Origin of the sequence: Streptomyces sp. NPDC015171 (assembly GCF_043079545.1) — a bacterium.
Lineage (GTDB): Bacteria > Actinomycetota > Actinomycetes > Streptomycetales > Streptomycetaceae > Streptomyces.
The window spans coordinates 460,654-474,155 of sequence record NZ_JBIBUO010000005.1; the positions used below are offsets into that span (position 1 = coordinate 460,654).

The 13,502-nt window shown below is 73.7% G+C and carries 11 protein-coding genes; 9 read left to right on the forward strand and 2 right to left on the reverse strand.

Annotated features, from left to right (window positions below; all coding sequences use genetic code 11):
• Window positions 1–89 precede the first annotated feature (89 nt).
• A complete protein-coding gene (locus ACF073_RS17345) occupies window positions 90–851 on the reverse strand; it encodes an SDR family NAD(P)-dependent oxidoreductase (RefSeq protein ID WP_392070760.1) in 762 nt (253 codons plus the stop codon).
• Between the two features lie 316 nt (window positions 852–1,167).
• Between ACF073_RS17345 and ACF073_RS17350 the strand changes: the two genes are divergently transcribed.
• Together ACF073_RS17350 and ACF073_RS17355 are read left to right on the forward strand one after the other, a co-directional pair.
• Entirely contained in the window at window positions 1,168–1,884 is a 717-nt protein-coding gene (locus tag ACF073_RS17350; protein WP_392070762.1) for an HNH endonuclease family protein, read from the forward strand.
• A 92-nt stretch (window positions 1,885–1,976) separates the two neighbouring features.
• Entirely contained in the window at window positions 1,977–2,720 is a 744-nt protein-coding gene (locus ACF073_RS17355; RefSeq protein WP_392070764.1) for an N-acetyltransferase, read from the forward strand.
• Window positions 2,721–2,812: 92 nt separating this feature from the next.
• On the opposite strand, the gene ACF073_RS17360 is transcribed toward ACF073_RS17355, so the two are convergent.
• Complete coding sequence (locus ACF073_RS17360; protein ID WP_392070766.1) at window positions 2,813–3,571, reverse strand: hypothetical protein; 759 nt, start codon at window positions 3,569–3,571, stop codon at window positions 2,813–2,815.
• A gap of 276 nt (window positions 3,572–3,847) precedes the next feature.
• Here ACF073_RS17360 and ACF073_RS17365 point away from each other — a divergent pair, with 276 nt between their 5' ends.
• The 7 genes from ACF073_RS17365 to ACF073_RS17395 all read left to right on the forward strand — a co-directional run bounded on the left by ACF073_RS17365 (window position 3,848) and on the right by ACF073_RS17395 (window position 13,412).
• Window positions 3,848–6,073, forward strand: coding sequence for an N-6 DNA methylase (locus tag ACF073_RS17365; RefSeq protein ID WP_392070768.1), 2,226 nt, complete (start codon window positions 3,848–3,850; stop codon window positions 6,071–6,073).
• A gap of 285 nt (window positions 6,074–6,358) precedes the next feature.
• Complete coding sequence (locus tag ACF073_RS17370) at window positions 6,359–7,027, forward strand: hypothetical protein (protein ID WP_392070770.1); 669 nt, start codon at window positions 6,359–6,361, stop codon at window positions 7,025–7,027.
• Window positions 7,028–7,065: 38 nt separating this feature from the next.
• Entirely contained in the window at window positions 7,066–8,559 is a 1,494-nt protein-coding gene (locus ACF073_RS17375) for a protein kinase (protein WP_392070982.1), read from the forward strand.
• 142 nt (window positions 8,560–8,701) lie between these two features.
• Complete coding sequence (locus ACF073_RS17380; RefSeq protein ID WP_392070772.1) at window positions 8,702–9,529, forward strand: glycoside hydrolase domain-containing protein; 828 nt, start codon at window positions 8,702–8,704, stop codon at window positions 9,527–9,529.
• Between the two features lie 148 nt (window positions 9,530–9,677).
• Window positions 9,678–10,328, forward strand: a complete 651-nt coding sequence (locus ACF073_RS17385) for a SurA N-terminal domain-containing protein (RefSeq protein ID WP_392070774.1) — start codon at window positions 9,678–9,680, stop codon at window positions 10,326–10,328.
• A gap of 71 nt (window positions 10,329–10,399) precedes the next feature.
• Window positions 10,400–11,413: a nucleoside triphosphate pyrophosphohydrolase gene (locus ACF073_RS17390; RefSeq protein ID WP_392070775.1), complete on the forward strand. Its 1,014-nt coding sequence runs from the start codon at window positions 10,400–10,402 to the stop codon at window positions 11,411–11,413.
• A gap of 340 nt (window positions 11,414–11,753) precedes the next feature.
• Window positions 11,754–13,412 (forward strand): cytochrome P450, encoded by a 1,659-nt coding sequence (locus tag ACF073_RS17395; protein ID WP_392070777.1) that lies wholly within the window; start codon window positions 11,754–11,756, stop codon window positions 13,410–13,412.
• The last annotated feature ends 90 nt before the right edge of the window (window positions 13,413–13,502 follow it).

A 13,502-nucleotide genomic window follows, 5' to 3' on the forward strand; every position in this document is an offset into this window, starting at 1 on the left:
GATCGGCGGTGGGTGCCGAGGACACGGGCCGCCGGTGCCGTCCGGTGTCGGCCGGTGTCGTCGCGGGCGGCGGCTCGGCGGCCCGGCGGTCAGGCGACGACCGCCCCGCCGTCCACGGGCAGCACCACGCCCGTCACGAACGACGCCTGCGGGGAGGCGAGCCCGGTGATGGCCCAGGCGACCTCCTCGGGGCGGCCGATCCGGCCGAGCGGGGTGTGGTCGAGCTGCCATGCGCGCAGGGCGGCGCGCTGCTCGGGGGTGAACCCGGAGTGCTCGGCGATCGGCGTCTCGATCGCGCCCGGGGCCACGGCGACCACCCGGATGCCGTGCGGCGCCAGCTCCACCGCCCAGCTGCGGGTCAGCACCTCCAGGGCCGCCTTGCCCGCCGCGTACAGGGAGTTGCCCGGCCAGGCCCGCTGGCCCACCGACGTCGTCACGTTCACCACGACGCCCCGGCTCTCCTCCAGCGCGGGCAGCGCGGCCTGGGTGAGGAGCACGGGTGCCAGGAGGTTGGTCTCCAGCAGCGGACGTACCGACGCGCGCGTGTAGCCGCGCAGGGAGTCGGCGGATACGACGCCCGCGTTGTGCACGAGCACGTCGATCCGGCCGTACCGCTCCAGCGCGGCCCGTACGACGGTCCCGGGGCCGTCCTCGGCGGTCAGGTCGGCGGTCAGCGGGGTGATCCCGGGGTGCCCCTCGGCGGTCTGGGCCAGGGGCGCGGCCCGGCGGCCGACGGCGACGACCTGGGCGCCCTCGGCGGCGAACGCGCGTGCGGTGGCGCGGCCGATGCCGGTGCCGGCGCCGGTCACGATGACGGTACGGGGACCCTGGGGAAGGCTGTTCTCGCTCATGCCGGGATCGTCGGACCCTGACGCCAGTGGCAGGGTCAAGTCCGGTCGGCGTCCGGGGCCGGCGAGTGGACGAGCAGCGCCGGCAGGGCCGCCTCGTCCTCGTCGGACGCGCGGAGGCGGGTGAGAGGCGCACGGGCGCACCGGCCCGGGCGCCGCACTCCCCCTGCGTGGGCGTCACATGCCCCAGGTCGAGCCCTGATTGCCCGCCGATCACCCCTTAATGCCCTATCTGGCGGGCGGTGCGGGGACGTTACCGTGGGAGCGGAACGATCCGCCCCGCACCCGAGGAGCGGACCAGGGCGAACAAGGGGGACGCGTGACGCGTCTGAGGGGCGGAGCGGTCACCGCGGTGGCCGTGCTGGTCGCCGTGACCGGCTGCACGGTCGAGCGGACCGACGGGGCCTCCGGGCCCGAGGAGACCGGAGGCGGGGGCGCGGCCCTGACCGCCGCCGGCTCACTGACCGTCAAGGGCAGGGCGCCGAAGACCGGTTACTCCCGGGCCCGGTTCGGCACCGCCTGGGCGGACACCGACTCCAACTCCTGCGACACCCGCGACGACATACTCAAGCGCGACCTGAAGAAGGTGAAGTTCACCGGCGGCACCTGCAAGGTCACCTACGGGCTGCTGGAGCCCGACCCCTACTCCGGCAAGGAGATCACCTACCGGCGAGGTCGCAGCCAGGTCGACATCGACCACGTCGTCGCCCTCTCCGACGCCTGGCAGAAGGGCGCGAAGTACTGGGCCCCCAGCAAGCGCATAGCCCTGGCCAACGACCCGCTCAACCTCATCGCGGTCGACGCGAGCACCAACCGCGGCAAGGGAGACGGCGACACGGCCACCTGGCTCCCGCCCAACAGCGGCTACCGGTGCACCTATGTCGCCGCCCAGGTCGCGGTCAAGAAGAAGTACGGCCTGTGGGTCACCGCCGCCGAACAGGCGGCCATGAAGAAGGTCCTCGCCACCTGTCCCCGCCAGAAGCTCCCCACCGGCGGCAACCCGACCAAGGCACCCGAGCGCTTCCGCGCCCGCTGACCACTCGCCGGCCCGGTAACTCGCTGACCCGCTCATTCGCTGACCCGGTAATTCGCTACCGGGCCCGGGCCGGTCCGCCTACGGTGACCGCCATGGACATCAAGGTGAGCAGCCTCGCCGAGCGGCCCGACCGGCTGCCGGCGGTGCGCGAGATGGCCGACACCTGGCCCGAGTTCGTCACCCACGACCCCGTGGGCACCACCCACTACGGTCGCATCCCCACCGAACTGCCGGAGTACGCGCTGTTCGCCGAGGACGAGCACGGCCGGATCGCCGCCCACGCCTACAGCGTGCCGTTCGCCCTCGACACGGAAGGCCGGCGCACCCTGCCCGCCCGCGGTTGGGACCAAGTGCTGGCCTGGGCCTTCGCCGACCTGCGCAGCGGCACCCGCCCGGACACCGTCAGCGCCATCTCGGTCACCATCGCCCCGCACGCCCAGGGCCGCGGCCTGTCCGCCGTCATGCTCTCGGCGATGCGGGACAACGCCCGCGCCCGCGGCTTCGGCGAGGTCGTCGCCCCCGTCCGTCCGAACGCCAAGCACCGCGAACCGCGGACCCCGATCACCGAGTACGCCCGCCGGGTCCGCCCCGACGGGCTGCCCGAGGACCCGTGGCTGCGCGTCCACGCCCGGGCCGGCGCCACCATCGACTCCATCGCCCCGGCCTCGATGACCGTGAGCGGCTCCCTGGAGGAGTGGCGCAACTGGACCGGGCTGCCCTTCGACGCGGCGGGCGACATCGAGGTGCCCGGCGCGCTGGTCCCGGTCCGCTGCGAACCGGAGCGCGGGTACGCCGTCTACGTCGAACCCAACGTATGGGTGCGCCACCCGCTCTGACCCCGCGCCGGGCCCCTGCCCGGTGTCGAGCGCCGCCCGCTGTCGAGCACCGCCCGCTGTCGAGTGCTGCCCGGTATCGGCGCCGCCAGGTGTCAGCCGCCCAGTGCGTCCAGGTCGATGATCTTCCCCGCGGGCTTCTTCGCGGAGACCGGCCGGCCGTAGTCACCGAACGTCAGGTGCTCCGGCTCCTTGGCGCCGGACGCGCTGTCGATCTTCAGCAGGTAGGGCTTGCCCTCGGTCGCCACATACGCCGTGTAGCGCTCCTTGCCGTCCTTCTCGTGCAGGGTGATCGCGGGCGTGCCGTCGATCCGCGTGGTCTTCCCGCGGGTGGTGCCCGCGGCGTCGCCGTCGCGCACATCGCCGAGCAGCGAGTCCAGGTCGCAGAAGCTCGCGATGTCCTTGGCGTCCTGGCCCTTCGCGGACATCTGGGTCCACTTCCCGGCCAGCATGTTCACGGCCGCGTCCGTGTCGGCCTTGGATTCGCCCTCGCTCTGGGCGCGCAGGAACGCCTCGTCGTACTTCATGTAGACGACACTGCCGGTCTTGATCAGATCGGCCTTGCCCTGGCCGCCCATGCTCATCGTGCCGGCGCACTCGCCCTTCCGGTTGAGCGCCATGTCGATCTCGATGGTGCCCTTGCTCTCGTCGTCGGCGATCCGGCCCTTCATCCGCACGGACGAGGCACCGGTGGTGGCCTTCATCGCGCGCTCGACGATCTCATTGCCGCTCTGTCCGGCGAAGGGCCCCTTCGGCTTGCTGTCCGCCGAGTTCTGCCCCGGCTGGCAACCGGTGGTGAGTCCCGCTGTGGCCGCGGCGGCGAGACAGAGGGCGGCAAGTGCGGTACGGCGCATGGCAGTTCCTTGCTGAGAGAAGTGTCTGTTGAGCGGGGAGCCGAAGGGCTCCATGGGGTGGGTCTTGCTGGTGCTGGTGTTGTTGCTGTCGCCAGTGGTGCTGGCGATGCGGCCTCCCCCTTCGGTGACCGCTCGTTCCGCTGGGTCAATAAGAGCAGAGCCTGTGAACCGAGTCAACACGGTTCACAGTTACGAGTCGATACACGCTCGTGAATCCCCGGAGCTTGTGTACGTCGGTATGCTCAGCGCACACATGGGACGAGGGGAGCGGAACCGGTGCAGGACAACACAACAGAGGTGACCGCAGCCGGAATCGCACGGCTCGCCGGAGTGGGCCGTGCCGCCGTCAGCAACTGGCGCCGCCGGCACGCCGACTTCCCGAAACCGGTCGGCGGCACTGAGACCAGCCCGTCCTTCGCACTCACCGAAGTCGAGAACTGGCTGCGCAAGCAGGGCAAACTCGCCGAGGTGCCGCTGCGCGAACGGGTCTGGCAGCAGCTCGCCGGCCACCCGGAAGGCCCGCTGACGGCCCTGGTGCACACCGGCTGCGCACTGCTGCTCATCCACGAGCGCCCGACCGTCTGGCTCGACGCGAGCGCCGGTTCCGACGCGCGGCTGGCCGCGATGCTGCCCGGAGCGCTGGACGAGGTACTGATGCCGCGTCTCGGCGGCACGACACCGGGCCGTGCGGCGCCCCACGGCCACCGGGGGCGGACTCATTCCGGTGTGAACGCCACGACCGACGCCGAAGCTGTGAACGCACCACGCACGCCCCTCGCTGTGAACTCGTCACCGACGGCCCACGCCGCCCAGCCCGGCCCCCTCACTCCCACTCGCAACACCACCCCCACCCCCACCCCCACCCCCACCTCCAGCCCCGCCCTCTCCACCCCCACCGGCCCCCAACTCCTCCCCTCCACCCCCCTCCTGCGCGGTGCCGCCGAGCTGGCCGCCGAGGTGGGGGCGCGGCAGGCGTTCGAGTTCCTGCTGGGCCGGCACCTGGACGCCAACCCGCGCCAGTACACGCTCACCCCGGCCGAGCTGGCCGGTCTCATGGCCGACCTCGCCGGACCGGCCCGTACCGTCCTGGACCCGGCCTGCGGTACCGGCGCCCTGCTGCGTGCCGTGGACCCCCGTCCCGGCCAGGAGCTGTGCGCCCAGGACAGCGCCCCCGAACTGGCCGCGCTCACCGCGCTGCGCCTCGCGCTGCACAGCAGGGCCGCCGTGCGCGCCGCCGCCGGCGACACCCTGCGCGCCGACGCGCACCCCGGGCTGCGTGCCGACGCGGTCCTGTGCCATCCGCCGTTCAACGAGCGCAACTGGGGCCATGACGAACTCGCCTACGACCCCCGCTGGGAGTACGGCTTCCCGGCGCGCACCGAGTCCGAGCTGGCCTGGGTGCAGCACGCGCTGGCCCGGCTGACCGACGGCGGCACCGCCGTGCTGCTCATGCCGCCGGCCGCCGCCTCCCGCCGTTCCGGGCGCCGGATCCGTGCCGACCTGCTGCGCCGGGGCGCGCTCCGGGCCGTGATCGCGCTGCCGATCGGCGCGGCACCGCCGTACAACATCCCGCTGCACCTGTGGGTGCTGCGCCGGCCCGACCGGGCCCCGGTGACGCCCGAGGTGCTGCTCGTGGACACGGGGAGGTTCGCGGGCGAGGGGCGGGGCGGTCCGGACTGGGAGGCGGTGCGCGAGGCCGTGACGGACGCCTGGCGTGCCCACGCGCGCGCGGGGCGGCTGGCGGAGCGGCCGGGGCTCGCCCGTACGGTGCCGGTCATCGAACTCCTCGACGACGACGTGGACCTCGCTCCCGCCCGCCATCTGCCGCCGGCCGCGCCGGCCGACGGCGCGGGGCAGCTCGCTGAGATGCGTGAGCGCCTGGGCGCGACCCTGCGGCTGACCGCGGACCTCACCCCGCCGCCCGCCGACCCCGCGCCGCCCGCGCGCTGGCCGCTCACCACCGTCGGCGAACTCGCGCGCGGGGGCGCGCTGGTGATGCGCACCGGCGGAAACGGCGGCCACGCGCGCGTGCCGGTACTCACCGATCACGACGTGCTCGCCGGGACGGCGCCCTCGGGCTCGCTCCCCGAGAGCGAGGAGGAGGCCGTGCTGACCGAGCCGGGCGATGTCGTCGTACCGGTGCTGGGCGGAGGATCGGTGGCGCGCGTGATCGACGAGGCGACGGGGGGCGCCGCCCTGGGGCGCAACCTCGCGCTGCTGCGCCCGGACCGCACGGCGCTCGACCCGTGGTTCCTCGCCGGGTTCCTGCGCGGCACCGCCAACAACCGGCAGGCCAGCAGTTACGCCTCCACGGCGACCCGGCTGGACGTGCGCCGCCTGCAGCTGCCCCGGCTCCCGCTGGAGGAACAGCGGCGCTACGGCGCGCGCTTCCGCGCGCTCGACGAGTTCGAGCGGGCGCTCCGGCAGGCGAGCCGGCTCGGGGAGCAGCTCGTGCGCGGGATGTACGACGGCCTCACCGACGGCACGGTCGCCCCCGAGTGACCCGGCCCCGCCCGACCCCGTACCGCCCGAACCCGCCCCCGTACCGCCCGGCCCCGCCCCTGTCCGCCTCAGCCCCGCCCCGCCCGATCCCGCACCCTGACCTCGTGCCCTGACCTCGCACCCTGATCCCGTGCCGGCCCCCGGACAACGGTTCGGTACAACCCGGACCGCATGTCCCTGCCGGGCCATATGCTCGAAGCGACAATCACACGACCGGCGTTGTCCGTGCCCGCGCGGACCACGCCGGACGGGCAGGCGTACGCACTTTCAGGATCAGGAGCAGCCATGCAAGGCCACGGCTACGGACAGCCGGTGAAGCAGCCGCCGCACACCGCGTGGCTGGTCTTCCTGCGCGTGCTGTTCGTGGCGCTGGGGATCCTGTCCATCGGCTTCCTGACCTGGGTGATGATGCTGCGGCTCGCCGCCGTCACGCGCCGGTCGCTCGACTGGGGGCTGTTCGTGGCGGTGCTCGCCGCCGACATCCTCAGCATCACGCTGGTGGCGGCCGAGCCCGGCGACGAGATCCACACCACCGGCGGCTACGTGGGCATCCTGCTCCTGATGTGCACGCTCGTGGGCACCATCGCGTACTACCTCGCCGCCGACATCCGCCACCACCTCCTGCTGCAGCAGGCGTACGAGGCGCGGCATCCGGCGCCGGCCTACGGCTACCCGGGCCCGGCGGCGCCGCCGTACGGCTCGACGACCGTACCCACCCGGCCGGCCACGCACGGGATGCCCTCCGTGCCGCCGCTCGCCGCGCACACCCCGCCCCCGATGCCGCACGTCTCGCACACCCCGCCCCCGATGCCGCACGCGCGCGTGCCCCAGCCGCCGCCGGTCGCCCCGCCGCCGCAGCGCCCGGCGCCCGCGCGGATCGACCAGGTGCGGGCCGAGCTGGACGAGCTGAGCGACTACCTGCGCAAGCAGGACGGCCACGAGGGCGGACGGTGAGCGTGGCGACGGGACGTGTCGTCGCCGGCCGCTACGAACTGTCCACGCTCATCGGACAGGGCGGCATGGGCCAGGTCTGGACGGCGTACGACCGCAGACTCGACCGGCGCGTGGCGGTGAAGCTGCTGCGCCCCGACAAGGTGGCGGGGCACGAGGCGGACGAGCTGCGCCGCCGGTTCCTGCGCGAGTGCCGGGTGACCGCGCAGGTGGACCACCCCGGCCTGGTGACGGTGCACGACGCGGGCAGCGAGGGCGAGGAGCTGTTCCTCGTCATGCAGTACGTCGACGGCGCCGACCTCTCCGACCACCTCGCCGAGCACGACCCGTACCCGTGGCAGTGGGCGGTCGCGGTGGCCGCGCAGCTGTGCGCCGTGCTGAGCGCCGTGCACGCCGTGCCGATCGTCCACCGCGACCTCAAGCCGCGCAACGTCATGGTGAAGCAGGACGGCACGGTCACCGTCCTCGACCTGGGCGTGGCCTCGGTGATGGACACCGACACCACCCGCCTCACCCACACCGGCTCCCCGATCGGCTCGCCCGCCTACATGGCGCCGGAGCAGGCGATGGGCGGCGCGGTCGGCCCGTACACGGATCTGTACGCGCTCGGCGTGCTGATGCACGAACTGCTCAGCGGCGAGGTGCCGTTCGCCGGCTCCACCGCGCTCGGCGTGCTGCACCGGCACCTGTACGAGCCCCCGCTGCCCGTGCGCCGGATCCGCCCCGAGGTCCCCGAGGCGCTCGAAAGCCTGGTGCTGCGCCTGCTCGCCAAGGACCCGCAGCACCGGCCCGCGTCCGCGCAGGAGGTGTACGAGGACCTGGCGCCGCTCCTGCCCGCGCGCGGGATACCCACCGGGTCGCCCCTGGACCCCACGCGCCCCTTCCTGCGCCCGCACGCTCCCTGGCCGGACCGCGCGCGGACCCCCGCGCCCCAGCCCGCTTCCGTCACCCCGGCACCGCCGGTGGCCGAGAAGCCCGATGTCGCCGCCGCCGTCGACGACGTCAAGCGGCTGCTGGGCGAGGGCCGTATCACCCAGGCCGTGGACATCCTGGGCGCGATCCTCCCGACCGCCGCCGAGCAGCACGGCGAGCACTCAGCGGTCGTGCGCACCCTGCGCAAGCAGTACGCGGCCACGCTCATGGACGACGGCCAGTACCGGCGCGCGCTGCCCGAACTGCGCCGCCTCGCCGACGAACGCGCCGCCGAGGCGGGCCACGCCGACCCGCAGTCGCTGCGCTACCGCTACGAGGCCGCGCAGTGCCTCGAGCAGCTGGGCGAACCGGCGGCGGCGCTCGCCGAGTACCGCGCGCTGCTGCCGTACTACGAGAACCAGTACGTCTCCGGGGACCCGCAGCTCGCGCACGACGTCCGCCGCCGCATCGGCCATCTGCTGCTCGCCCTGGGCGACCGGCCGGCCGCCCATGACGTGCTCGCCCGGCTGGTGGTGGACGTCGAGCGGCTGCACGGCCCCGGACATCCGCTGGCCGTCGAGGTCCGGCGGACCCTGCAGTGGCTGGGGCAGGTGCGCGGGTAGATTTTGCCGGTCCCTGAGAGATTCTTGTGGACCGCAGGGGCTTGAGTTTTCCAAGGGCGGACCCGGCGTTCGATACGGTGCGCTTCGTTTTCGCCAAGCACGCACGTGCGTGGGGCACAGTGCACGACCAGGGGTGGGATGGATGGCCGGTCATCGGCAGTCGAAGAAGCGCAAGTACATCAGCTGGGCGGTGGCCGGAGCGGCCGTCGTCGCCGGGGGCGGCATCGCCGCGCAGACCTCCATGGCCGCCACCGCGTGGCCCGCGCAGAAGACCTTCACCGGCCGCGCGTTCGACACCTGCACCGCGCCCTCGCTGTCCGCCATGAAGGCATGGCACACCGGCTTCTACGGCGCCGCCGCCGTCTACGTGGGCGGCAAGAACCGCGGCTGCGCCCAGCCCAACCTCACCGCCTCCTGGGTGAAGTCGGTCAACTCCCTCGGCTGGAAGCTCATACCGCTCTACGTCGGCGCCCAGCCGCCCTGCCAGAAGAGCGCGAGCCCCGAGAAGCTGACCGCGGGCACGGCCGCCTCCCTGGGCGCGAAGGACGCCGCCGACGCCGTGGCCAAGGCGTCCGCGCTCGGCATGAAGGCCGGCAGCCCGATCTACCTGGACATGGAGCCGTACGACATCGGCGACAAGGCGTGCAACGGCGCCGTGCTGACGTATGTGCGCTCCTTCATGAAGACGCTGCGCACCAAGACGTACCGCGGCGGCTACTACGGCTTCAGCAGCTCCAGCGCCAAGGCCATCGCGACGGCGTCCGACAAGACGGACCTGCCGGGCAATCTCTGGTACGCGCTGTGGGACAAGAAGAACACGACGACCGCGGACTGGCCGTGGGGCTCGGGCCAGTTCACGAACCACAGCCGCGCCCACCAGTACATGGTCAACAGCAAGGAGACGCTGGGCGGTGTCACGCTGACCGTGGACCGGAACGCCTGGGACGCGCCGGTGGCCCTCGTCGGCTGACCCGGCGCCCGCTTCCCTCGGCGGCGCGGCGGTGCCCGAAGCGCCCGCGAATCGTTGGTCGAATGGGTTGGCCGCAGCCTGCCCACTGCCTACCATCGATCACCGCAAGACTTTGTGCACCGTCGCACAATCTCCTCGGGAGGTTTCCTTGCACCGCCGCCGTCGCACCGCGCTCGTCCTCACCGCCGCGATCGCCGCCGCGGCACCCCTGCTGACCGCCTGCGGGAACGACGCCCACCCGGGCGCCGCCGCCGTCGTCGGAGGCCAGCGGATCACCGTCGCCCAGCTGGAGAACCGGGTCGACGAGGTCCGCCGGGCCCAGCGGGCCGCGGTACCGGACGAGACCCAGTACCAGCAGGTCCTCTCCTCCACCAGCAGCCTCACCCGCGACACCCTGCACAACATGGTGCTCGACCGGGTCCTGCACCGCGCCGCGCAGGACGCCGGCGTCTCGGTCACCCGCAAGGAGATCCAGCAGATGCGCGCGGGCCTGGAGCAGCAGGCCGGCGGCAGCAAGGGCCTGAAGACGGCCTGGCTGCAGAAGTACGGCATCGCCCCCGGCCGCCTCGACGACAACCTGCGCCTCCAGCTGGAGGCGCAGAAGCTCGCCGAGAAGCTCGGCACCGACACCAGCCAGCCCGCCTTCTGGAAGGCCCTGTCCAAGGCCTCCGGGGAACTCCACATCGACCTCAACCCGCGCTACGGCTCCTGGGACGTGCGGAAGAGCAGCCGGGTGGACGCCGAGACACCGTGGGTGCGGGAGGTCACGACCGCGGCCGACCGGCCGCTGACGGCGTAGCCGGCGGCACGGCCCCTTGGCCCTGTGGATAACTCAATCCGCTCCCTCGCCCCGTGGGTTACGTTCGGGTGGTGAACGAAACCAGCCCCGGAACCAGCCCCGCCTCCCGCCCCGAGCCCGGCCAGGAAGCCGCCACCGGCCGGATCGTCCTGCTCACCACCAGCCACCGCGTCGCCCCCGGCCTGCTGTCCTGGCCCGCCTGGCAGGCCCTGCGCTCCGCCGACGCCGTGCTGTGCGCCGACGGCACGCATCCGCAGCTGCCCTATCTGCGCGAGGCCGGGATAGCGGTGGCGGAGGCGTCCCCCACCGCGCAGGGGCTGGTCGACGCCTGCGCCGGCGGGCGGACGGTGGTGGTCGTGGCCATGGGCGAGGGCGAGCCGGCGCTCACCGACGGCCTCGCCCGGCTGGCCGGCTCCGGCCGGGTCGCCATGCCGGAGCTGGAGCTGCTCCCCGCCTCCTACGATCTGCCGGGCGCCCGCCTGCTGGACCTCGTGCAGGTGATGGACCGCATCCGCGCCGAGTGCCCGTGGTCCTCCCGGCAGACCCACGAGGGCCTCGCGAAGTACGGCATCGAGGAGGCGTACGAGCTGGTCGAGGCGATCGAGGCGGGTGACCGCACCGAGCTGCGCGAAGAGCTGGGCGACGTCCTCCTCCAGGTCGTCTTCCACTCCCGGATCGCCGAGGAGGACCAGGACGCGCCGTTCTCCATCGACGACGTCGCCGGTGGCATCGTCGCCAAGCTCATCCACCGGCACCCCCATGTCTTCGGCGACGAGCAGGCCGAGACCCCGGAGGACGTCAAGGCGCACTGGCTGCGCACCAAGGCGGAGGAGAAGCAGCGCAGCTCGGTCACCGACGGCGTCCCGCTCGGCCAGCCCGGCCTGGCCCTCGCCGCCAAGCTCGCCTCCCGCACCCGTACGGCGGGCCTGGCGGTGCCCCTGCCGCAGGGGGAGGGCATCGGCTACGAACTGCTGGCGCTGGCGGCCCGCGCCGAGGCGGACGGTGTCGACCCGGAGGCGGCGCTGCGTGCGGCGGCACGGGCGTACCGGGACGCGATACGGGCTGCCGAGGGGCTGTCCTCTTAGTACCGCGCCGCACTACGGGCGGAGGCGGGGCGTCGGGGCAGGGCGCGACAGCGGAGCCGGAGGAGCCCGGAGGAGCCCCGGCACGAGCTGCCGGGCACGTCCTGACGCTCACGGGCCGTGGAACGGCGGGCCGGGAAGGCGGGGGCAGAGCAGGCGCGGGCCGGGAAGGTGCGAGCCGGGGAGGTGCCGGCACAGGCGGCCACCGGGCTGGACGTCGCACGCAGGGTCCCGGCCGGACACCGGCGACACCCGCGAGGCCCACGCCGCGCCGGCCCCCGTCCGACGCCCCCGCCCCGCCACCCGGACGGACGCCCGCCCGCAAGCCGGATACGGTCGAGGAGTGACCGAGCAGCTCCACCCCGACCAGCCGGGCCCCACCCCCGACCAGCCGAGTTCCCCTCCGGGCCAGCCCGCCGGCGACCCCGCCGCCCCGGCTCCCCACTCCGGTGCCCCGAGTTCCCGTCCGGGCCAGCCCGCCGGCGACCCCGCCGCCCCGGCTCCCCACTCCGGTGCCCCGAGTTCCCCTCCGGACCCGCCCGCCGGCGACCCCGCCGCCCCGGCTCCCCACTCCGGTGCCCCGAGTTCCCCTCCGGACCCGCCCGCCGGCGACCCCGGCGACCCCGCCGCCCCGGCCCCCCGCCCCGGCCCACCGTCCCCGGCCTCCGCCACCCAGCCCTGCCCCCACTCCGCGTCCCCCCACTCCGCGTCCCCCCACCCGGCCGACGCACCCTCCACCCCGCCCTCCACCCCGCCCCCGCCCCCGGCCCTTTTCACCTGGGAGTTCGCCACCGACCCGTACCCCGCGTACGCCTGGTTGCGGGAGCACGCGCCCGTGCACCGGACGCGGCTGCCCAGCGGGGTCGAGGCGTGGCTGGTCACGCGGTACGGCGATGCCAAGCAGGCCCTCGCCGACCAGCGGCTGAGCAAGAACCCGGCGCATCACGACGAGCCCGCGCACGCCAAGGGCAAGACGGGCATCCCGGGCGAGCGCAAGGCCGAGCTGATGACGCATCTGCTGAACATCGACCCGCCGGACCACACCCGGCTGCGCCGGCTGGTCAGCAAGGCGTTCACGCCCCGCAGGGTCGCCGAGTTCGCGCCCCGGGTGCGGGAGCTGACCGACCAGCTCATCGACGGGTTCGCGAAGACGGGCTCCGCCGACCTCATCCACGAGTTCGCCTTCCCGCTGCCCATCTACGCCATCTGCGATCTGCTCGGTGTGCCGCGCGAGGACCAGGACGACTTCCGGGACTGGGCGGGCATGATGATCCGGCACGGGGGAGGGCCGCGCGGCGGGGTCGCCCGGTCGGTGAAGAAGATGCGCGGCTACCTCGCCGAGCTGATCCACAAGAAGCGGGAGGCGCTGCCCGCCGAGCCCGCTCCCGGCGAGGACCTGATCTCCGGCCTGATCCGCGCCTCCGACCACGGCGAGCACCTCACCGAGAACGAGGCCGCCGCGATGGCCTTCATCCTTCTCTTCGCCGGCTTCGAGACCACCGTCAACCTCATCGGCAACGGCACCTACGCCCTGCTCACCCACCCCGGGCAGCGCCACCGGCTGCAGCGGTCCCTGGCCGCGGGCGAGCGGGACCTGCTGGAGACCGGCGTCGAGGAACTCCTGCGCTACGACGGCCCGGTGGAGCTGGCCACCTGGCGGTTCGCCACCGAGCCGCTCACCCTCGGCGGCCAGGACATCGCGGCGGGCGATCCGGTGCTCGTCGTCCTCGCCGCCGCCGACCGGGACCCGGAGCGGTTCGCCAATCCGGACGTGCTGGACCTCGCCCGCCGCGACAACCAGCACCTCGGTTACGGCCACGGCATCCACTACTGCCTCGGCGCCCCGCTCGCCCGCCTGGAGGGCCAGACCGCGCTGGCCACCCTTCTCACCCGGCTGCCCGACCTGCGGCTCGCCGCCGACCCGGCCGACCTGCGCTGGCGCGGCGGACTCATCATGCGCGGCCTGCGCACGCTCCCGGTCGAGTTCACACCCACCGCGTGAACCGGAGACGTTCACTTCTGTGATCTTCACGTGATCTGCGCGGCATTAACTTGTGACAAGTGATCGTCTGCCTATACGTTCACCCCTCAG